Here is a 21,761-nt window from a genome sequence, read left to right as displayed (position 1 = left end):
CGGCGAGAGTCGAGATATCGTCGGAAGGCTCGGCAATGACGCCGATGAGGTCCCCTACCGGCACCTGTCCCCCCTCGCCCACGATGATCTTGCGCAGGACGCCCGAGCCGAAAGCCTCGATCTCGACATTGGCCTTGTCCGTCTCGACCTCGGCGATGACATCGCCGCCCCTGACCGAGTCGCCCTCCTTCTTGATCCACTTGATGACCTTGCCGGTCTCCATGGCGTCGGACAGCTTGGGCATGATGACCTTGGTGATCATGCGCACACCCTCCGGATGGCGGCCAGGATCTTGGCCTTGGACGGAGTTTTGAGCAGCTCGAGGTTCCGGGCATACGGCATGGGCGCGTTCTCACCGGTGATGCGGGCGACCGGCGCGTCCAGGTCGTCGAAGGCTTCTTCCTGGATGGTGGCGGCGATCTCGGAACCCATGCCCGCGAAGCCCGCGCCCGCCTCGATGACGACGCAACGGTGAGTCTTGCGCACCGAGCCCAGGATGGTGGCGGTGTCCATGGGACGGAGCGTGCGCGGGTCCACGATCTCGACGGAGATGCCGTCCTTGGCCAGCTCCTCGGCGACCTCGAGGGCGCGGTAGAGCATGCCCATGTACGCGATGACGGTGACGTCCGTGCCTTCTCGGCGCACGGCGGCCTGGCCCAGGGGGACCAGGAAGTCGGGGTCCTCGGGCACTTCGCCTTTGATGGCGTAGAGCGTCTCGGATTCTATGAAGATGACGGGATTGTCGTCGCGGATCGCCGATTTGAGCAGACCCTTGGCGTCCGCGGGCGTGGACGGGCGCACGACCTTGAGCCCGGGCACGTGATAGAAGTACGTTTCCATGCTCTGCGAGTGCTGGGCCGCGAGCTGGGAGGCGGGCCCACCGGGGCCGCGCACCACGAGCGGAACATTGTACTGGCCGCCCGACATGTAGCACATCTTGGCGGCGGAGTTGACGATCTGGTCGAGGGCCAGGATGGAGAAGTTGAAGGTCATCATCTCCACCACGGGCCGGAGGCCGAGCATGGCCGCTCCCACGCCCACGCCGGTAAAGCCCGACTCGCAGATGGGCGTGTCCACGATGCGCTTCTCGCCGAACTCCTTGAGGAGCCCCTGGGTCACCTTGTAGGCGCCGTCGTAGAGCCCGACCTCCTCGCCCATCACGAAGACGCGCGGGTCACGCCGCAACTCCTCCCGGAGCGCCAGGTTCAGGGCCTCGCGATACGTCATGACCGCCATGGCCTTAGTCCCCCTCACCCTGCCCTCTCCCCCGCGACGGGGGAGAGGGATTCGAAAGCAGGGAGAGGAGCGCAGCTTCTTTCTTATCCCTCTTCCCCAATGGGGAAGAGGGAAGAGAACACTCTCGCCACGCGGCTCTCTTCATTCTGATCCTCTTCCCCAGTGGGGGAGAGGGCCGCACTTCGAGCTGAGCGGCGAAGCCCGAGGCGAGGGCTGAGATAGTGAGGGGGAGCATGGCGTCGCGCATAATTCTCGCTAGTCCTTGTACACGTCGGTGAACAGCTCTTCCGGCGGCGGCTCGGGCGAGGCCTCCGCGAAGGCCACCGCCTCGTCCACCTGATCGGCCACCGCCTTCTCGATGAGCTTGAGGTCGGCCTCGGTGAGGGCGCCGTCCTTGAGGCAGCGCTCGGAGAAGAGGACGATCGGGTCGCGCTGCTTCTCCCGCTCCACCTCTTCCTTGGTGCGATAGATGGCGCCCGCGGGATCGCGCATCGAGTGACCGCGGAAGCGGTAGGTGCGCGCCTCGATGAGCGCGGGCACCTTGTCCCGTCGCGCGCGCTCGACGGCGCGCCCCACGCAGTCGCGGATGGCCAGGACATCCATGCCGTCCACGGCCTCGCCCTTGATGCCGTACGTCTCGGCGAAGCGCCAGATCTCCGTCTGGGCCAGGGCACGGTGAATGGCCGTGCCCATGGCGTAACGATTGTTCTCGCAGAGATAGATGACGGGCAGCTTCCACAGCGCGGCAAGGTTGAGCGACTCGTGGAACTCACCCTCGGGCACGGCACCATCGCCGAAATAGCAGACCACGACCTGGTCGCCCCCCTGGTACTTGATGGCGAAGCCCGCCCCCGCGGCCAGGGGCAGGTGAGCGCCCACGATGCCGTGCCCGCCCAGGAAGTTGACGCTCTTGTCGAAGAGGTGCATGGAGCCGCCCTTGCCCTTGCTGAGGCCGTCCAAGCGTCCGAAGAGCTCGGCCATGATGCGCTTGGGGTCTGAGCCCTTGGCGAGGCAATGGCCGTGCTCCCGGTAGGATGCCACGGCATAGTCGTCCGGACGGCAGGCCGCGGTGGCGCCCACGGCCACCGCCTCCTGGCCGATGTAGAGATGGAGAAAGCCGCCGATCTTGCCCATGGCATACATCTCCGCCGCCTTCTCCTCGAAGCGGCGAATGAGCTGCATCTGGGCGAGCAGGCGCTTGGCCAGCTCGCTGTCGAGCCGGGCACTGGGCGCCATCGTTTTCATCTGAGCCATGCCTTACCCCCGCATCAGCGACAGCTCGTCCACCGAAAGGCGGCGGCGGAGCCGGAAAATGGCCACGATGATCGCGAGCCCCACGGCGACTTCCGCGGCCGCGACGCACAGGACGAAGAAGACCAGGGCCTGCCCGTCGACAGAACCATGCTGCTGGCCGAAAGCCACGAAGGCCAGATTGGCCGCGTTGAGCATGATCTCGATGGACATGAAGATGACGAGCGGGTTGCGCCGCACCAGAACCCCCAACACCCCGATGACGAACAGCACCGCCGAGAGTCCCACGTACCAGGAGGTCGGCACCATGCTACAAAACCTCTAGGCGAACATCGCCGGGTCGAGTGACGAGCCACATCAACTCAGCCCTCGCCTCGGGGCTTCGCCCCTCAGCTCGAACCGCCACGCCCGAGGGAGCCGCCGGCCCGAGGCGTACCTGTATGTACGTTGAGGGTCGGCGGCGACCGAGAACGTGGTCGTTCGAGCGGAGCGGCCCTGCCGCGAGGCGAGGGCTGAGTAAGTCGTTCGAGCTGAGCGGCCCTGCCGCGAGGCGAGGGCTGAGACGATCTGGCGAAGTCAATCGGTCCGGCGTCACGCCGTCCTCCGCTTGGTCAGGGCGATGACACCAACCAGGGCGGCCAGGAGCAGGACCGAAGTGACTTCGAAAGGATACAGGTAGTCGGTGAAGAGCTCACGGCCTATCGCGGCGACCCCGCCCGGCACCGTGCCGGGGGCGGGGGCCCCGCGGAAGAGGCCCGAGCGCAGCATGACCAAGAGGACGACCAGGAGCAGCCCGCCCACGGGCACGGCCAGCCAGCGCTGGGCGCGGAGCGGATCCGGGCCCGTCTCCTCCTTGCCGGGGATGAGCACCATGATGGCGAAGACGAAAAGAACGGCGATGGCGCCGGCATAGACGATGACCTGCGCGGCCGCGAGGAACTCCGCGCGCATCTGGAGGAAGAACGCGCCCAGGGTGGCCAGGTGCACGACGAGGAAGAGGGCGCCATGGATGGGGTTCCGCCTGATGACGAGACCGACGGCCGAGCCCACGGCCAGGACGGCGAGGATCCAGAAGGTGACGACGGCCGGAGTCATGGACCCTTCCGGTCGGCCGGAATGGGCACGGGCGAGGTGGGTACCCCGTGGGGCCCCGCGGGCTCGAGGGCGAGGAGCGTCTCCTTCGTGTAGATCATGCCGCCGCGGCTGTAGGAGGAGAATTCCAGGATGCCCGTGTCCATCCGGATGGCGTCTTCGGGACAGGCCTCGACACAGTAGCCGCAGAACACGCACTTGCCGAGGTCGATGTCGAAGCGCTCCGGCACCTTCTCGATCTCGGGATTCGGGTGCTCGGTGGCCACGATGTAGATGCAGTGGGCGGGACAGACGGTCTCGCACATCATGCAGGCGACGCAGCGGGGCGAGCCGTCCTCCCGTCGCACGAGCCGGTGCAGGCTGCGAAGCCGCGTGGCATAGGGGCGCCGCTCGTCGGGATACTGGATGGTCACCGCCCCCCTCGCGCTCTTGACGCGAAAGACGGTGTGCAGGGTGTGCCGCCACATATTGGCAAAGAAGCGGATCCCCGTCAGCTTGAGCCCGCCGAGCACCTCGGCCAGGTAGAAGTGCTGGCGAAGGCCCAGCCGGCTCGAGTGCTTTGGATCCGCCGGCGTATTCGCGCTCTTGTACGAAGCGGCCATGCTCAGGCCCTTCCGAGAAGGAGAATCACGAACCCCGTCACCACGATGTTCAGGATGGACAGGGGGAAGAGGCCCAGCCAGCCCAGACGCATGGCCTGGTCATAGCGGAAGCGGGGCAGCGTCCAGCGAATCAGCATGAGGAACCAGATCATGGCGACGACCTTGGTCAGGAAGGCTCCGACCTGGAGCGCCGTCACCAGCAGATGCGGCAGGGACACCTCCAGCCCCCACGGGAAGACGAAGCCCGAGGCCTGCAGATATGGCACCTGCCAGCCGCCCAGGAAGAGGGCCGTGGTCATGCCCGCGATCACCACGGTCTCGAGGAAGTCGGCCATGGCGAACATCCCGAACTTCATGCCGCTGTACTCGATGAAGTAGCCGATGATCTCCGACTCGCCCTCGGGCATGTCGAAGGGAATGCGCTTGGTGGCCGCGATGCCCGCGGTCAGGAAGAGGAGGAAAGCGAGGGGCTGGGTCAGGATGCCCCAGGCGGGGATCCACGGCCCGAAGTACTGCGGGAGAAGCGGCAGCCCCTGGGCGCGGGCGATGTCCTGCATGTTGAGCGAGCCGTAGACCATGACCACGCCCATGATGGAGGCCCCGATGGCGACCTCGGCCGAGATCATGAGGGCGGCCGCGCGCTGGCCGCCCAGGAGCGCGTAGTTGTTGGCGGAGGCCCAGCCCGCCATCATGAGCCCGTAGACACCGAGCGAGAGCATGGCGAGGACGTAGAGGATGCCCACGTTGAGGGTGACGGCCTGGAGCTGGATCTCGCGCCCGAAGATCCTGAGGGTGTCGCCGAAGGGGATGGAGGCGAAGGCGCCGAGGGCGAAGAACACCGACACGAAGGGCGCCAGCTTGAAGAGCATCCGGTCGGCGTGGGCGGGCATGAAGTCTTCCTTCGTCAGCATCTTCACCGCGTCGGCAAGCGGGTGCAGGAGCCCCAGGATGCGGATCCCGAAGATGCTGGCGCGATTGGCCCCGATCCGGTCTTGCATGATGGCCGACTGCTTCCGCTCGACCCAGGTGAGCAGCCCACCGAAGTTGAGCACCACGAACATGATGAAGGCGACGGGCATGGCCTGGAGCAGGAGATCGAGAGCGGGCCCGCTCATGCCGTGACCATCCGTCCCGCATCGCCGAGGGCGCGGTACGTCATCCCCCCGAAGGCCGGCACCGCCGCGGCCAGCGCGTTGAAGACCTGCTCGGCGCGCTCGGCGGTGAAGACGGGGTCGGAGGCGCCCAGGGCTTTCCCGATGAAGGAGAGGATCATCCAGTCGGGCCACGACTCCCCGAGAGGGGGAATGGCCGTCCGGAAGCGCTGCACGCGACCCTGGAAATTCGTGAAGGTGCCCTCGGTCTCGACACAGGCCGCGCTCGGCAGCACGAGGTGCGCCCGCGCGGAGATGTCGTTGGCGTTGGTGCCCTGGAAGATCACCGTCTCGACATTCTCGATGGCCCCCAGCACCTCGGCCTCTGGCCAGCTCGTGGCCGCGAGATCGTGGTGGAAGATCCAGAGGAGCTTGAGGCGCTTCTCGCGCGCCGCCCGCAGCATTCCTGCGGCATCGCGCCCACCCGGCCCCGGGCCGACACCGGCGAGCTCGGCCCCACGGCTATTCGGGTTCTTGTCGGCGCGGATGAGGAAGTCGTCCTCGTCACCGGGCGCGCGCGGCGGCACCCGGAAGTCCAGGTTCCTGACACCCAGATGCTCGGCGAGCCGCTTGAGCGTCCACAGGTCCTCATTGGACATGCGCGGGGAGGCGAGAAAGCCGATCTCGTCGGGCGGGCATCCCTGGAGTCGGGTCACCAGCTCCGGAAGGGCGCCGTCCCAGGAGACTTCGGTGCCCTGCCCGCCCGCCCGGTGCAAGGGATGGGTGAGCCGGCTCTTGTCGTCCATCCACTTGAAGCCGTAGCGTCCCTCGTCGCAGACCCACCACTGGTTGACCTCGGCATTGAAGCGCGGCTTGAGCCTCGCCACCCTCCGGCCCTGGTTGTGATGGGGGCGGTTCCGGTTCGTGTGCACCTCGATATTGCAGCCTCGGGCGCAGCCGTTACAGATGCTCTTGGCCGTGTCGAGATACCAGACCCGCACCTGGAACCGGAAGTCGCGATCCGTGAGCGCGCCGACCGGGCAGATGTCGATGACATTGCCGGAGTACTTGTTCTCGAGCGCTTTGCCGGGAAAAAGGCCGATCTCCGATTGATCGCCGCGCTGGAAGATGCCGAGCTCGCCCGTATGGGTGATCTCGTCGCAGAAGCGCACGCAGCGCGAGCAGAGGATGCAGCGCTCGGCGTCGAGCATGACGTGGGGGCCGATGGGCACCGCCTTGGGCTTGTGCACCTTCTCGTCGATCATGCGCGGGTCGTAGAGCCCGTGCTTCATGTAATAGATCTGCAGGTAGCACTCCCCCGCCTGGTCGCACACCGGGCAGTCGAGCGGGTGGTTGATCAGGTGGAACTCCATCATGGAGCGGCGGGTCGCCAGCACCCGCTCCGTCTCCGTGTGCACGACCATGCCCTCGGTCGCCTGCGTGTTGCAGGCGATCTGCGGGCGGGGCACCTTGTCGATGTCCACCATGCAGAGCCGGCACTGCCCCGCGATGGACAGCGCGGGGTGATAGCAGTAGTGCGGCACCTCCGCCCCCACGGCCTTGGCCGCCTCGATCAGGTTTGTCCCCTCGGGAACCTCGACCTCCTTGCCATTGATGGTGAGCTTAGGCATGGGCGGTGAGCCTCGCAGCCTGACTGAAGAAGGGAGTGCAGCGTGCGTCGGCAGGCGGCTCAAAAAGGTCCAGATGCGAGGCGGCGCCCCGCTGTTCGAGTTGAACGGCGGCTCTTAGGCGTTGCGAGACGAGGACCGAGTTGATCCGCGCGCGAGGCGTACTCTCTGTACGTTGAGCGTGCGACCGAGGGCGCCAACGAAGCAGATGGGCCTTTTTCAGCCGCCTGCTAGGCATGGGCCGAGCTCCTGATCAGATCCTCGAACTCGGAGCGAAACTTCTCGATGTAGCTGATGTACGGCCCCACCGCGCCGTCGTAGAAAGCGCAGATGGTCGTGCCCGCCCCGCGCTTCGCGACGTCCAGGATGGTATCCAGGTCCTCTTTCCGTCCCTTGCCCTCCACGATGCGGTGGCTGATCTTGTAGATCCACCCCGTGGACTCCCGACACGGCGTGCACTGGCCGCACGATTCGTGGGCATAGAAGCGGGCCACCACCATGAGGGCCTCCGGAATGGACACGGTCTCGTCCATCACGATGATGCCGGCGGAGCCGATCATGGAGCCCTTGCTCTTGGGACCGTCCACGTCCATGGGGATGTCGATCTCATCGGGGGTCAGGATGGCCGCGGAGGAGCCGCCCGGCACCACGGCCTTGAGGGCGCGCCCGCCGGGGATGCCGCCACAGTGGTCGTAGATGATCTGGCGGAGGGTCACCGACACCGGCGCTTCGACGAGACCGGGCCTGACCACGTGCCCGGAGACCGAATACAGTCGCGTGCCGCCCTGGGTCTTGGTCCCGAGCCCGGCGAACCACTCCCCGCCCCGGTTGATGATGTGGGGCAAGCACGCGAGCGTCTCGACATTGTTCACGATGGTCGGCTGGCCGAAGGCGCCTTTCACGGCCGGGAAGGGTGGCTTGACCTTGGGCCAGCCCTTCTTGCCCTCGAGGGAGGAGATGAGGCCGGTCTCCTCGCCGCAGATATAGGCGCCCGCCCCCCGATGCACCACGATCTCGAAGTCGAAGCCCGTGCCCTGGATGTTCTTGCCGAGCAGGCCCGCGTCGTAGGCCTCCGCGACGGCATCGCTCAGGATGCGCCAGGGCTGGACGTACTCCCCCCGGATATAGATGAAGCCCAGGTGCGAGCCGATGGCGCGCGCGGCGATGAGCATGCCCTCGATCAGAGCGTGCGGATCCCGCTCCATGAGATAGCGGTCCTTGAAGGTGCCGGGCTCGCCCTCGTCCGCGTTGACCACGAGATAGCGCGGCGCCGTCGAGCCCTTGGGGATGAAGCCCCACTTCACGCCAGTGGGAAAGCCCGCCCCGCCCAGCCCGCGGAGGTTGGAGTTCTTGACCTCCTCCGCGATGACCCCCGGCTCCATGCCCTTGGCCTTCTCCCATCCCTGATAGCCGCCGCCCCCTCGATAGACACGGAGGGTATGCGCGTTCTTGACGTCGAAGTTGCGCGTGAGGATCCGCTCGGCCATCAGCGAAGGCCTTCCAGGATCCCGTCGACCTTCTCGGGGGTGAGGAGGCCCTCGTAGCGATCGTCCACCTGCATCATGGGCGCCAGCTCGCAGGCACAGAGGCACTCGACGCTGAGCAGCGTCACCCGGCCGTCCGGCGTGGTCTCCCCGACTTCGACGCCGAGCCTCTGGGTCAGGTGCTCGATGATGCCCTTGGCTCCCAGGAGATGGCAGGAGAGATTGTGGCAGACGGCCACGACATGACGACCCTTGGGCTGCTGGAAATACAGCGTGTAGAACGTGACCACTTCGTGCACGTGGGCGGGCGAGAGCTCGAAGAGTCCCGCGACGTATTCTTCCACTTCGAGGGAAATCCAGCCGAACGTCTCCTGGGCAAGCGTGAGCGCAGGCAGCAGCGCGCCGCGCTTGTCGGGATACAGGCCCTGCAACCGGCGCACCTCGGCCAGCTGCTCGGCGGTGAACTCGGGGCTCCGGGCGTTACCGGTCAAGCTCGCCTCCGATCATATTCACCGACCCGAAGGTGGGAATGATGTCGGCGACCATCTGCCCCTCAATCATCCGCGGCAGGGCGGCCACGGGGGGCAGACAAGGCGGGCGGCAGCGGACGCGATAGGGCCGATCGGTGCCGTCGGAGACCACGTAGAAGCCGAGCTCGCCATTGGCGCCCTCGGCGGCGAAGTAGGCCTCGCCCGCGGGAGGCCGGATGCCGTTGCCGTCCATCACCAGCATGAAGTGGTTCATCAGCCCCTCGATGGAGCCGTAAGTGGTCTCCTTCGGAGGCAGCACCACCCGCTTGTCGGAAACATTGACCTGGGTGTATGCGGGACGCTCCTGGCCACGGAGATTGGGTGACAGCGTGATGGGCATGAGCAGGAGCCCCTCGGTGTGGCCCTGCTTGCCCCGGTCTACGTACACGTCAGGGGGAATCTCGCGGCCCTCGAAGTCCACGTTGATGGCTCCGCCCGGCATGCCCTCGAGCCCCTGCTCGACCATGCGCATGGACTGCTCCATCTCGGCCATGCGCACCAGATAGCGATCGAAATTGTCGCCGTTCTTGCCCAGGGGCACCTCGAACTCGACCCGGTCATAGGCCCAGTACGGCTGCACCCGTCGCAGGTCGAAGGCTACTCCCGCCGCCCGCAGCAACGGCCCCGTGATGCCCCAGGCGATGGTCTCCTCGGCCGAGAGGGCGCCCACGCCGACCATCCGGTCCATGAAGATGCGGTTGCCGGTGATGAGGGTGTGGACTTCCGTCAGCACTTGCCGCACCTCGGCGAAGGCCTTGCGCACCTTGATGCCGAAGCCCTCGGGCAGGTCGGCCTTGACCCCACCCACCCGGCCGTAGGAGATGGTCAGCCGCGCGCCCGTCACGTCTTCCACGAGCTCCCAGAGGAACTCGCGGGCCTTGATCATGTAGAGGAAGACGGTGAAGGCGCCCAGCTCCATGGCGGAAGCCCCCACGCAGGTCAGGTGATCGCAGATCCGCGAGATCTCGCTCATGATCACGCGAATGTACTTGCACCGCTCGGGGACGTCGATGCCGAGGAGCTTCTCGATGGCCGAGGCGTAGGCGAAGTTGTTGATGAGGGGCGAAACGTAGTTGAGCCGGTCCGTGAAGGGGATGGCGTTGTTGTACGGGCCGATTTCGCACTCCTTCTCGAAGGCGCGGTGGAGGTATCCGATCTCGACCTCGCCCTTGACCACCACCTCGCCGTCGAGCTCCGCGAAGATGCGGATGATCCCGTGCATGGCGGGGTGCGCGGGGCCCAGATTGACGTAGAGATGCTGGCTGCCCTCGCCCGTGCCGGGGATCCCGCCCTCGCCGAGGAACAGCTCGCGCGCGCTCTTCTCGCTCATGATTTCAGGCTCGCTCCAGCTTTCTCTCGGACATGCATTTTCTCAGCACTCGCCTCGCCATGAATTCACCCAGCTCTCGTCTCGCGGCTATGCCGCTCACCTCGAACCGCCACGCCTGCGCTCTCAACTCAGCTCTCGCCTCACAAGTTCGGCTCGAAAAGCGGGCCATGTCTCAGCTCGAACTACACTTTCGGGCCGATGAGCGGCTGCCGACGCGTCATGGGGTAGTCCTTGCGCAGCGGATGCCCCACGAACTCCTCGTAGAGGAGCAGGCGGCGGAGATCTGGATGGCCCTCGAAGCGGATGCCGAACATGTCCCACACCTCGCGCTCGAGCCAGTTGGCGATGGGCCAGAGTGAGGTGGCCGTGGGCACGAGCGCGTCGTCCTCCTCGACCTGGACCTTGAGCCGGACACGGTGGTTGCGAGGAATCGAGTACAGGTGATAGACGACGTCGAAGCGGGGCCCGTCCTCTCGCCCCGGGAATTTCTGGTAGTCGACCGCGGTCAGGTCCATCAGCATGTCGAACCTGAGCTCGGCGTCATCACGGCAGAAGGCGAGGGCATCGAGGATCCCGTCACGCGCGACGAGGACGGTATGGTCCCCCAGGCGCTCGTGCGTGTCGAGAGCGCGGGGGCCCAGGCGGGCGCGCAGGCGCGCGAGGATGGCGGATCCGTCCATGGGAGCGCCTAGTAGCGCTGGGCGCCGGCCGCGATCTTGTCCTGCAGCTTCATCAGACCATCGATGACGCTTTCGGGACGGGGCGGGCAACCGGGAATATAGACGTCGACGGGGATGATGGTATCGATCCCCTGGACCGTCGCGTAGTTGTCGTAGAAACCGCCCGTGCACGTGCAGACGCCGAAGGCCACCACCCACTTGGGCTCGCACATCTGATCGTAGACGCGCTTGAGCACGGGGGCCATCTTGTGACTGATGGTGCCGACCACGAAGAGGACGTCGGCCTGGCGAGGGGAGAAGCGGGGCAGCCCCGCCCCGAAGCGGTCGACATCATAGTGCGAGCACGCCGTGGCCATGTACTCCATGCCGCAGCACGCCGTCACGAACGGGTACTGGAAGATGGAGTACTTCCGGGCCCAGCCGATCGCCTCGTCGAGCTTGGAGGTGAAGAAGGAGCCTACTCCCATTCGAGACCTCGCTTCTGCCAGATGTAGAGAAAGCCCAGCATGAGAATGCCGAGGAAGACGAGCATGACGGAGAAGCCGAACCACCCCAGACCGCGGAACACCGTGGCCCAGGGCCAGATGAAGAGCAGCTCGATGTCGAAGATGATGAAGAAGATCGCGATGGTCGAGAACTTGATCGCGAAGCGGCCCTCCGGCAGCGCGATGGGGTCCTTGCCACACTCGAACGGCTCCATCTTGATCGGCGAGTAGCGCTTGGGGGCGATCAGCCCGGGGATGCCGAGGAGCGTTCCCGCCACCACCGCCGAGACGGCGAACACCATCAGAATCGGAAGATATTCCATTAAGTTCTGGGGGGGAGCGGCGCCGCTCCTCCCCCAGTCCCCCCCACCGCATTGATCGTATGGTTCACGGGGACGTGGCGCTTGGCGTGATAGGACGAGCGCACGAGCGGACCGGACTCGACGTGGGCGAAGCCCAGGGCGCGTCCTGCCTCGCCCAGCTCGGCGAATTCGTCGGGGGTGTAGTACCGGGCCACGGGCAGGTGCTGGGCCGAGGGCCGCAGATACTGCCCCAGGGTGAGGATATTGACGTGGGCAGCGTGGAGATCACGCATCGTCTCGAGCAGCTCCTCCTGCTCCTCGCCCAGGCCCAGGATGATGCCCGACTTCGTCAGGAGGCTCGGCGCGGCCCGGCGGGCGCGGCGGAAGAGCTCGAGGGTGCGCTCGTAGCGGCCGCCGTGGCGGGCCAGCTTGTACAGGCGGGGCACCGTCTCCGTGTTGTGGTTGAGGATATCGGGTCCGGCGTCGATGACGGTCTGGAGCGCCTGGGCCTGACCCTGGAAATCGGGAATCAGGAGCTCCACGCGGCAGGCCGGCGCCTCGCGACGAATGGCGCGGACGGTGGCCGCGAAGACCCCCGCGCCACCGTCGGCGAGGTCATCACGGTTCACCGAGGTGATCACCACGTGCTCCAGGCCGAGCTCGCGCACGGCGTGCCCCACGCGCTCGGGCTCCTCACGGTCCTCCCAGACGGGCTTGCCATGCGCCACCGCGCAATACCCGCAGTTCCGCGTGCAGATATCGCCCAGGATCATGAAGGTCGCCGTCGAGTCCTCCCAGCACTCGCCGATGTTCGGGCAATGCGCTTCCTCGCACACGGAGTGAAGGTTCCACTGCCGCATCAGCCCCTTCAATCGGATGTAGTTCGGGCCTCCGGGCGCGCGCACCTTGAGCCACGCCGGCTTGGGCGCGGCTGCGGGCCTGGGTGAGTCCAGGAGAGGGAGAGAAATTCCCATGGAGACGTGTCCTTTTCCCGGTCGGCTCACGTCATTATGGCACACATTTCACAAGCGTAAAAGGGACCCTCGCTCACCGCGGCGAGGCGAGGGCAATGCCGAAGGAAGAGGCAACGGGTTCAGGCGGAAAGCGAGGCGCGGGGGGCCTCGATCAAGAAGGCGTGCGGTCGCTCGGCGAAGGTCGCCGTCGCTGCAGCGAGGCGATCACCGTCGAGAGAAGGCTTGGATCGACCGGCTTGACGATATGCGTGTCGAATCCGGCCTCGAGCGCCTTCCGGCGATCCTCGGCTTGACCGTATCCGCTCAACGCGATCAGCCCCAGGTCCTTGCGTTGGCCGGCGCGGAGCTGGCGAGCCACCTCGTAGCCATCCACTCCCGGCAAGCCGAGATCGATCACGGCGATATCGGGGCCAACCGTGCGCGCCATCTCGATGCCGCTGGGACCGTCGCAGGCGCCGTAGACCTCGTGGCCGGCCAGGGTGAGGAGCATCTGCAGCATCTCGCGGGCGTCCTCATTGTCCTCGACGAGGAGGATGCGGCTCCGATCGATCTCGTGCCCGGAGACGGTGGCTCCCCCTTCATGGGGAGCGGGCGGGGCGCTCCGGGGGAACCGGATGGTGAACCGGCTGCCGCATCCCTCGCCGTCGCTCGCCGCCTCCACGCTTCCGCCGTGGAGCTCCACGAGCTGCCGGGACAGGGACAGGCCGATCCCCAGCCCGCCTTGCGTGCGCTCGGGCGCGCGGTCCGCTTGAAAGAAGAGGTCGAAGGCATGCGCGAGGGCCTCCCGCGACATGCCCACCCCGGTGTCCGCGATCTCCACGACGCTGTCGTCGCCCTCCAAGCGTACTCGGATGTCGATGCTCCCTCCGGCCGGGGTGTACTTGAGCGCGTTCCCGATCAGGTTGATCAGGATCTGGTCTATCCGCACCGAATCCGCCTCGATCCACGCATCCTCGCTCTGCACGCTGATCACGTGGCCGACCATCCTCTCTCCCGCCTCGAGCGTTTTCAAGCAACGCTCCACGCTCTCCACCAGGTTGAGGGTCGAGCGGCTGAGGCTGATCTTCCCCGTGGTGATCCGGCTGACGTCGAGGAGGTCGTCGACCAGATGCGTCAGGTTCTGCAGCTGCCGCCGGATGACGCTGCGCGCGCGATCGGCGGGATCCCCTCCCACCCTCTCCAGGACGCCGAGGGCGGAGGTGATGGCCCCCAGCGGGTTCCGCAGCTCGTGGGCGAGCATGGCCACGAACTGCTCCTTCCGGAGATCGCGCTGCTCGATCTCGCGATAGAGCAGGCAATTGTCGATGGCGATGGCCGCTCTCGTGCACAGATCCTCGACCATCATGATGCGGACAGGGTCATACGTCGCGCGCGCCCCGCCCACCGCCAGCACGCCCAGAGTCGTTCCGCGCGCGTGCAGGGGGCACGCGACACCGCGCACCACCCCCTCCCCTCCCCGACTCTCGATGACGAGCTGACTTCCCAGCGACCTGATGGCCCGCTCCATGCTCGGGGCCACAGATGCTTCCATGTCGGCGGACGCGTCGGGAGTCTCCCGGCTCCGCATATGCACGGTGTCGCCCCCGGCCGCGGACAGCCGCAGCACCGCGAAGTCACCGAAATCGGGCACCATCAGGTCGAGGATGGTATTGGCCGTCGTCTCGAGGTCGAGCGACCGGACCATGCTCTTGCCGGCATCGCCGAGGAACACGGCCCTGAGGTTCGCCGCCTCCGCGGCCGCCCGCCGCGCCTGCTCCTCGGCGAGAGCGACCCGCTCCTCGGCCTGCCGCTTCAGCTGCTCGGTCATCTTGAACAGCTCGACGAACACCTTGACCTTCGTTCTCAGCACTTCGGGCACCACAGGCGTGAGGATGTAGTCGACGGCACCCAGGGAGTAGCCCTGGAGGGCGTGCGTGTCGTCACTTCCCGCCGTCATGAAGATGATGGGAATGTGCTGCAGGCGCGGGCGCTGACGGATGAGGGCGGCCGCCTCGAAGCCATCCATGTCCGGCATGTTGACGTCGAGCAAAATGACCGCGAACTCCCGGTCCAGGAGCTGACGGAGCGCGTCCGCTCCTGAGCCGACACACACCACATTCTCCCCGAGGTCCGCGAGCAAGGCCTCCATGGCGATGAGCTTGGCCGGCCGGTCGTCCACGACCAGGATGTTGACCCGACCCACGCGGCCCCCCGGCGGGGAGGTCATGCTCACGGGCTACCGGAGCAGCCAGGCGCGGAGTTTCGCGACCAGCTCCTCGGGATCGACCGGCTTGGCCAGATAGTCCGAGGCCCCGGCCTCGATGCACCGCTCGCGGTCGCCCTTCATGGCTTTCGCGGTCACCGCGATGATGGGCAGGCTCTTGAAGCGTCCGTCCGCCCGGATGGTCCGCGTCGTCTCGAACCCATCCATCTCGGGCATCATGATGTCCATGAGCACGACTTCGATGTCGTGGGCGGCATTGAGAATGTCCACGGCCGCACGACCCGTCTCCGCCGACACGATGCTCATGTCGTGCCGCTCCAGGATGCTCGTGAGGGCGAAGATGTTCCGGATGTCGTCATCGACGATGAGCACCCGCCGGCCCGCGAGGCCTCGGCTCCCGTAGTGCATCTCTTCGAGGATCTGGCGCTGACGCTCCGACATCCTGCCCACGGGGCGATGAAGTCGGAGGGCGCACTCGTCCAGGAGGCGCTCGGGCGACGTCACCGAGATCACGCTGAGCTCGCTCCCGCTCGATTTGATCATGCCTTCGACCATCTCACCCAGCTCCCCCGGGCCATACACGATGAGAGGGATGTCCCGGGCGCTTCCCCCCGCCACGTCGCTCAGGGCCTCCAGCTCGCTCTCTTCCGGCTTGGTGCCCAGGACGAGGCAGTCGGCTCGGTCCGTGCAGAGCCAGTCGGCGGCGGCGGAGATGGTCGGAACGGCGACGATATTGCTGTCGTCCGAGGCGAGCAGCTCGATGAGCGTGTCCCGCGCCGCATCCTCGGGATGGACGAGGATGAGATACTTCTTCGCCCGATCGACGTAGCGCCGGAGCCCCTCGATGGCCTCCACCAGCTCCTCGCGCGTCTTGACGGGCTTGGCGAGGACCGACAGGGCCCCCAGCGCGCTCCCGCGCGTGAGGTCCTCGCCCGTGGTGATCACCTTGACGGGGATGTGTCGCGTTTCCAGATCGTTCTTGAGACGCTCCAGCACGCGCCAGCCATCGATGTCGGGAAGCGAGATGTCGAGACTGACCGCCGACGGCTGATACTGGCGGGCGAGGGCGAGGGCGGTCGTGCCAAAGGCCGTGACGAGCGTCTTGAAGTTCGCTTCGTGCGCCACGTCCACGAGGAGCCGGACGAAGGCGACATCGTTTTCCACGATGAGGAGCGTCCGGTCTCCGGGCTGGATCGCGTCTCGATCGTCCCCCGCCTCGTTCGGCATCATCCGCGGCGGCGGCTCGTCATCGCGCATGGGAGCCACCGCGGGCCAGTTCATCGTCTCGACGAGCACCGGGGCGTGCCGGGTCGAGCTTTGCGGCGAATGCGTCTGGGGCAGGTACAGGGTGAACGTGCTGCCGCGCCCCGGAGCGCTCACGAGATGGATTTCCCCGCCGAGCAGCCGCGCGATCTCACGGCTGATGGCGAGGCCGAGACCGGTCCCCCCGTATTTGCGACTGGTGCTGCCGTCCGCCTGCTGGAAGGCCTCGAAGATGATCAGCTGCTTGTCGGTGGGAATGCCGATGCCGGTATCCTCCACCGCGAAGGCGAGCACGGAATCGGCGCTCCGGAGACTCTCGCTGAGCCCGCGCGCGTCACCCTCGGCCGGTCTGATGGTCAGCGATACCCCTCCCTGACGGGTGAACTTGAACGCGTTCGACAGGAGGTTCTTGATCACCTGCTGCAACCGCTTCGCGTCGGTCAGCATGGCCTTGGGCAACGCGGGATCCAGATTGACCGTGAACTCGAGCCCCTTCGACTCCGCGACATGACGGAAGGTGCGCTCCACGTAGTTGTGCAGGTCGGCGAGCCGAAGCTCCAGGATGTCGACGGCCACCGTCCCCGACTCGATCTTGGAGAGGTCGAGGATGTCATTGATGAGGAGAAGAAGGTCGGTCCCCGAAGAGTGGATGGTCTTGGCGAACTCCGTCTGCTTGCCCGTGAGATTCCCGTCGGGATTCTTGGAGAGCTGGTCGGACAGGATGAGGAGGCTGTTGAGAGGCGTGCGAAGCTCGTGCGACATGTTGGCGAGGAACTCGGACTTGTACTTCGAGGTGAGGGCGAGCTGCTCGGCCTTCTCTTCGAGCGCCTTGCGGGCCTGCTCGACCTCCTGGTTCTTGCGCTCCACCTCGACGTTCTGGTGGGCGAGGAGGCGGGCCTTCTCCTGGAGCTCCTGGTTGGTGTTCTGAAGCTCCTCCTGCCGGCTCTGCAGCTCCCCGGCCAGCGACTGGGACTGGGTCAGGAGATCCTCCGTCCGCATGTTCGCCTCGATCGTGTTGATCACGATCCCGATGCTCTCGGTCAGCTGATCGAGCAGGGCATGGCCGGCCGCGTTGATCTGATCGAACGAGGCCAGCTCCAGCACCGCCTTGACCTGGCCCTCGAACAGGATGGGCAGCACGATGATGTTCACGGGAACGGAGTGCCCCAGTCCCGAGGAGATCCGGATGTAGTCCGGGGGCACGCTGGTGAGCAGGATCTTCTGCTTCTCGAGGGCGCACTGCCCCACCAGGCCCTCCCCGAGGAAGAACTCGTCGGCCACCGTTCCCGGTCGCTCGTGCGCGTAGCTGGCGAGCAACGTGAGCTTGGCGGGCTCCTCGGCGCCTTTCAGGATGTAGAACACGCCGTGCCGCGCGTGGACCACGGGGGCCAGCTCGGAGAGAATGAGCCGCGCCACCGTGACGAGATCCTTCTGGCCCTGGAGCATCCGGCTGAACTTGGCGAGGTTGGTCTTCAGCCAGTCCTGCTCGCTGTTCTTGAGGGTGGTGTCCTTGAGGTTGCGGATCATCTCGTTGATGTTGTCCTTGAGGGCGGCCACCTCCCCCTGCGCCTGGACCTTGATGGACTGCGTCAGGTCGCCCTTGGTCACCGCCGTGGCCACCTCGGCGATGGCCCGGACCTGCGTGGTCAGGTTCGCGGCCAGCTGGTTCACGTTATCCGTGAGGTCCTTCCATGTTCCCGCCGCCCCCGGCACGCGCGCCTGCCCGCCGAGCTCGCCGTCCACCCCGACCTCGCGAGCGACCGTGGTGACCTGATCCGCGAAGGTGGCCAGCGTATCGATCATGCCGTTGATCGTATCCGCGAGCTCCGCGATCTCGCCCTTGGCCTCCACGGTCAGCTTGAGCCGGAGATCGCCGTTGGCGACCGCCGTCACGACCTTCGCGATACCGCGCACCTGGCTGGTGAGGTTCGCGGCCATGAAGTTGACGTTCTCCGTGAGACCGCGCCACGTACCGGAGACGTCTTGCACCTGCGCCTGACCGCCCAGCTTGCCCTCGGTGCCCACCTCGCGGGCCACCCGCGTCACCTCGGCGGCGAAGGAGCTGAGCTGGTCCACCATCGTGTTAACCGTATTTTTAAGTTCAAGGATCTCGCCCTTGACCTCGACGGTGATCTTCTTCGAGAGATCGCCCGCGGCCACCGCCTTGGTGACGTCGGCGATGTTGCGCACCTGGTTCGTGAGGTTGCTCGCCATGAAGTTGACGCTGTCCGTGAGATCCTTCCAGGTCCCCGCCACGCCCTTGACGTCGGCCTGGCCGCCCAGCCGGCCTTCCGTCCCCACCTCGCGGGCCACCCTCGTCACCTCCGCCGCGAACGAGCGGAGCTGGTCGACCATGGTGTTGATGGTGTCCTTCAGCTCCAGGATCTCGCCGCGGACGTCCACGGTGATCTTCCGTGAGAGGTCGCCATTGGCCACGGCGGTGGTGACGTCCGCGATGTTGCGGACCTGACCGGTGAGGTTGCTCGCCATGAAGTTGACGCTGTCCGTCAGATCCTTCCACGTTCCCGCGACGCCCTTGACCTCCGCCTGGCCGCCCAGGCGTCCCTCGGTGCCCACCTCGCGGGCCACCCTCGTCACCTCGGCGGCGAAGGAGCTGAGCTGGTCCACCATGGTGTTAACCGTATTTTTAAGTTCAAGGATCTCGCCCTTGACATCGACGGTGATGTGCTTCGACAGATCGCCGCGCGCGACGGCCGTGGTGACCTCGGCGATGTTGCGCACCTGGTTCGTGAGGTTGCTCGCCATGAAGTTGACGCTGTCCGTCAGGTCCTTCCACGTGCCCGCCACGTCGCGGACATCCGCCTGGCCGCCCAGCTTGCCCTCCGTCCCCACCTCGCGCGCCACCCGCGTCACTTCGGAGGCGAAGGAGCTCAGCTGGTCCACCATCGTATTCACGGTGTCCTTGAGCTCGAGGATCTCGCCCTTGACCTCGACGGCGACCTTCTTCGAGAGATCGCCCGCCGCCACCGCCTTGGTGACATAGGCGATGTTGCGCACCTGGTTTGTCAGGTTGCTCGCCATGAAATTGACGCTGTCCGTCAGATCCTTCCAGGTTCCCGCGACGCCTTTGACCTCCGCTTGGCCGCCCAGGCGGCCTTCGGTGCCCACCTCGCGGGCCACCCGCGTGACCTCCGAGGCGAAGGAGCTGAGCTGCCGGACCATGGTGTTGATCACGTCCTTGATCTGGAGGATCTCGCCGCTCACGTCGACGGTGATGCTCTGGGTCAGGTCACCGGAGGCGATGGCGGTTGAGACCTTGGACACGTCACGGAGCTGGACGGTCAGGTTGCTCGCCATGAGATTCACGCTGTCCGTGAGATCCTTCCACGTGCCCGCCACCCCTCTCACCGTGGCCTGGCCGCCCAGCTTGCCCTCCGTCCCCACTTCGCGGGCCACGCGGGTCACCTCGGCCGCGAAGGAGCTGAGCTGGTCCACCATGGTGTTAACCGTATTTTTAAGTTCAAGGATCTCGCCCTTGACCTCCACGGTGATCTTCTTCGAGAGATCGCCGGCCGCCACGGCCTTCGTCACGTCCGCGATATTCCGCACCTGGCTGGTGAGATTGCTCGCCATGAAGTTGACGCTGTCCGTGAGGTCCTTCCACGTCCCCGCCACGTCCCGCACGTCGGCCTGGCCCCCCAGCTTGCCGTCGGTGCCGACCTCGCGGGCCATCCGCGTCACCTCCGCCGCGAAGGAGCTCAGCTGGTCGACCATGGTGTTGACAGTGTTCTTGAGTTCGAGGATCTCGCCCTTGACGTCCACGGTGATCTTCTTCGACAGATCACCGGCGGCCACCGCCTTGGTGACGTCGGCGATGTTGCGGACCTGGCTCGTGAGGTTGCTCGCCATGAAGTTGACGCTGTCCGTCAGGTCCTTCCACGTTCCCGCCACGTCCCGCACGTCGGCCTGGCCGCCCAGCTTGCCGTCCGTGCCGACCTCGCGGGCCACCCGCGTCACCTCCGCCGCGAACGACCGCAGCTGGTCGACCATGGTGTTCACGGTGTTCTTGAGCTCGAGAATCTCGCCCTTGACGTCGACGGTGATCTTCTTCGAAAGGTCGCCCGCGGCCACCGCCTTGGTGACGTCGGCGATGTTGCGCACCTGGCTCGTGAGGTTGCTCGCCATGAAGTTGACGCTGTCCGTGAGATCCTTCCAGGTGCCCGAGACGCCTTCCACCTTGGCCTGGCCGCCGAGCTTGCCTTCCGTGCCGACTTCCCGCGCCACCCTGGTGACCTCGGAACCGAAGGACCTGAGCTGGTCGACCATGGTGTTGATGGTGTTCTTCAGCTCGAAGAATTCGCCTTTCACGTCCACGGTGATCTTCTTCGAGAGGTCGCCGTTCGCGACGGCCGTGGTCACCTCCGCGATATTCCGCACCTGGCCCGTCAGGTTGCCCGCCATCGAGTTGACACTGTCCGTCAGGTCTTTCCAGGTCCCGGCCACGCGCTTGACGTTCGCCTGCCCCCCGAGCTTGCCTTCCGTGCCCACCTCCCGAACCACGCGGGTGACCTCGGAGGCGAAGGAGCTCAGCTGGGCGACCATGCTGTTGACGACTACCGCGGTGCGGAGGAACTCACCCTCGAGCCGCCCCTCATCGGTCTCGAGGACCATCGACTGCGAGAGGTCCCCCTTGGCCACGGCGCCGATCACGCGCGCCATCTCCTGCGTCGGGGTGACCAGATCGTCGATGAGCGAGTTCACCGAGGAGACGCACTCCGCCCACCCGCCAGTCATCCCCGAGGCCCCCGCACGCTGATGGATCCTGCCCTGCTCACCGACCACGCGGTTCAGGCGCTCGAGTTCCGAGGCCAGATGCTCGTTCATCTCCGCGATGTCGTTGAAGGTGTCGGCAATTTTTCCGGCCATGCCCGGCCAGTTCATGGGCAGCCGGACGGAGAAGTCGCCCCTCCTCAGCGTCTTCAAGGCGGTGAGGAGGGTGCCGGAATCTATCTCGTCGGGGGGGGAGGCCGGAAGAGTAGCCATGTCTCACGCTCCTCGATGGCATGACTGCACATGCCGATCCGTCGATGCGCCTGGAGAGAAACAGGAAACCCTCGGCAAGAGAAGTGCCATGAAGACCGCAGGGGACGGAGGACAGCGCGGATAGCTTTGTTACGGAGATGGAGCGATTCGGGCGATTGGCCCGGGGGCTCCCTCGCATGGCGAACTTTCATACTAGGAAGATATTACCGGGTAGGCTCTTCCGGAAGTCCGCCGGGGGGCCAGTACGATGAACCAGCGAGGAGATCTCCGAACGGGGTGACTGGGGGATCGAGCTGAAACGCAGGACTGCTTGGGAATTTGGTGCCGAAGGGGGGACTCGAACCCCCACGGGTTGCCCCACACGCCCCTCAAACGTGCGCGTCTGCCAATTCCGCCACTTCGGCGCCAGCGAAGGGTGAGTATGCCCGGCCGCCTTCGATCTTGTCAATCAGCGGCCGGCCCTGGGTCAATTTGCTTCGCCAGATCAACTCAGCCCTCGCCTCGTGGCTGCGCCCCTCAGCTTGAACACCCACGTACGCCTCGGGCTGCCGGCCTGTGCACAAACTGACCCACAGCCAGCGGCCAAGAGGTCACCGGCCGAGGCGA

General features: G+C 66.1%; 17 protein-coding genes and 1 tRNA gene. All 18 read right to left on the bottom strand.

The genetic code is table 11. The annotated features are described in order from the left end of the window. On the bottom strand, positions 1 to 262 hold a 262-nt coding region (locus tag VGT00_02945; protein ID HEV8530355.1), incomplete at its 3' end, for a biotin/lipoyl-containing protein. Continuing rightward, positions 259 to 1,236, bottom strand: coding sequence for a pyruvate dehydrogenase complex E1 component subunit beta (locus VGT00_02940; protein ID HEV8530354.1), 978 nt, complete (start codon positions 1,234 to 1,236; stop codon positions 259 to 261). The genes VGT00_02940 and VGT00_02945, both read right to left, overlap by 4 nt. A gap of 255 nt (positions 1,237 to 1,491) precedes the next feature. Next, on the bottom strand, positions 1,492 to 2,490 hold the full coding sequence (gene pdhA, locus VGT00_02935; protein HEV8530353.1) for a pyruvate dehydrogenase (acetyl-transferring) E1 component subunit alpha: 999 nt from the start codon (positions 2,488 to 2,490) through the stop codon (positions 1,492 to 1,494). 3 nt (positions 2,491 to 2,493) lie between these two features. Further along, a complete protein-coding gene (nuoK, locus tag VGT00_02930) occupies positions 2,494 to 2,796 on the bottom strand; it encodes an NADH-quinone oxidoreductase subunit NuoK (GenBank protein ID HEV8530352.1) in 303 nt (100 codons plus the stop codon). Positions 2,797 to 3,078: 282 nt separating this feature from the next. Next, a complete protein-coding gene (locus tag VGT00_02925) occupies positions 3,079 to 3,582 on the bottom strand; it encodes an NADH-quinone oxidoreductase subunit J (GenBank protein HEV8530351.1) in 504 nt (167 codons plus the stop codon). Further along, positions 3,579 to 4,181: an NADH-quinone oxidoreductase subunit I gene (locus tag VGT00_02920; GenBank protein ID HEV8530350.1), complete on the bottom strand. Its 603-nt coding sequence runs from the start codon at positions 4,179 to 4,181 to the stop codon at positions 3,579 to 3,581. The genes VGT00_02925 and VGT00_02920 overlap by 4 nt, the downstream gene beginning before the upstream one ends. 2 nt (positions 4,182 to 4,183) lie before the next feature. Continuing rightward, entirely contained in the window at positions 4,184 to 5,296 is a 1,113-nt protein-coding gene (locus tag VGT00_02915; protein HEV8530349.1) for a complex I subunit 1 family protein, read from the bottom strand. Further along, positions 5,293 to 6,903 carry a molybdopterin-dependent oxidoreductase gene (locus VGT00_02910; protein ID HEV8530348.1) on the bottom strand — a complete coding sequence of 537 codons (1,611 nt, stop codon included), beginning with the start codon at positions 6,901 to 6,903 and terminating at the stop codon, positions 5,293 to 5,295. Before VGT00_02910 ends, VGT00_02915 begins: the two co-directional genes overlap by 4 nt. Positions 6,904 to 7,130: 227 nt before the next feature. Next, positions 7,131 to 8,387 carry an NADH-quinone oxidoreductase subunit NuoF gene (nuoF, locus tag VGT00_02905; GenBank protein ID HEV8530347.1) on the bottom strand — a complete coding sequence of 419 codons (1,257 nt, stop codon included), beginning with the start codon at positions 8,385 to 8,387 and terminating at the stop codon, positions 7,131 to 7,133. After that, the gene (gene nuoE / locus VGT00_02900; GenBank protein HEV8530346.1) at positions 8,387 to 8,875 is read right to left on the bottom strand and encodes an NADH-quinone oxidoreductase subunit NuoE; all 489 of its coding nucleotides are present in this window, start codon (positions 8,873 to 8,875) and stop codon (positions 8,387 to 8,389) included. Before nuoE ends, nuoF begins: the two co-directional genes overlap by 1 nt. After that, positions 8,865 to 10,244 carry an NADH-quinone oxidoreductase subunit D gene (locus VGT00_02895; protein ID HEV8530345.1) on the bottom strand — a complete coding sequence of 460 codons (1,380 nt, stop codon included), beginning with the start codon at positions 10,242 to 10,244 and terminating at the stop codon, positions 8,865 to 8,867. Before VGT00_02895 ends, nuoE begins: the two co-directional genes overlap by 11 nt. 182 nt (positions 10,245 to 10,426) lie before the next feature. Continuing rightward, positions 10,427 to 10,924: an NADH-quinone oxidoreductase subunit C gene (locus tag VGT00_02890; protein ID HEV8530344.1), complete on the bottom strand. Its 498-nt coding sequence runs from the start codon at positions 10,922 to 10,924 to the stop codon at positions 10,427 to 10,429. Positions 10,925 to 10,932: 8 nt separating this feature from the next. Further along, entirely contained in the window at positions 10,933 to 11,391 is a 459-nt protein-coding gene (locus VGT00_02885) for an NADH-quinone oxidoreductase subunit B (protein ID HEV8530343.1), read from the bottom strand. Beyond that, a complete protein-coding gene (ndhC, locus tag VGT00_02880) occupies positions 11,382 to 11,732 on the bottom strand; it encodes an NADH-quinone oxidoreductase subunit A (GenBank protein ID HEV8530342.1) in 351 nt (116 codons plus the stop codon). The genes VGT00_02885 and ndhC overlap by 10 nt, the downstream gene beginning before the upstream one ends. Further along, the gene (lipA, locus tag VGT00_02875; protein HEV8530341.1) at positions 11,732 to 12,685 is read right to left on the bottom strand and encodes a lipoyl synthase; all 954 of its coding nucleotides are present in this window, start codon (positions 12,683 to 12,685) and stop codon (positions 11,732 to 11,734) included. The genes ndhC and lipA overlap by 1 nt, the downstream gene beginning before the upstream one ends. Positions 12,686 to 12,836: 151 nt before the next feature. Then, positions 12,837 to 14,891 carry a response regulator gene (locus tag VGT00_02870; GenBank protein HEV8530340.1) on the bottom strand — a complete coding sequence of 685 codons (2,055 nt, stop codon included), beginning with the start codon at positions 14,889 to 14,891 and terminating at the stop codon, positions 12,837 to 12,839. 9 nt (positions 14,892 to 14,900) lie between these two features. Further along, positions 14,901 to 21,155, bottom strand: a complete 6,255-nt coding sequence (locus VGT00_02865) for a HAMP domain-containing protein (GenBank protein ID HEV8530339.1) — start codon at positions 21,153 to 21,155, stop codon at positions 14,901 to 14,903. 319 nt (positions 21,156 to 21,474) lie between these two features. After that, positions 21,475 to 21,559 (bottom strand) — tRNA-Leu (locus VGT00_02860). Positions 21,560 to 21,761: the final 202 nt, after the last annotated feature.

This window comes from Candidatus Methylomirabilota bacterium (assembly GCA_036002485.1).
GTDB lineage: Bacteria > Methylomirabilota > Methylomirabilia > Rokubacteriales > CSP1-6 > AR37.
The sequence above is the reverse complement of the archived record's forward strand: the minus strand, read 5'-3'. Positions and strand labels throughout refer to the sequence as shown.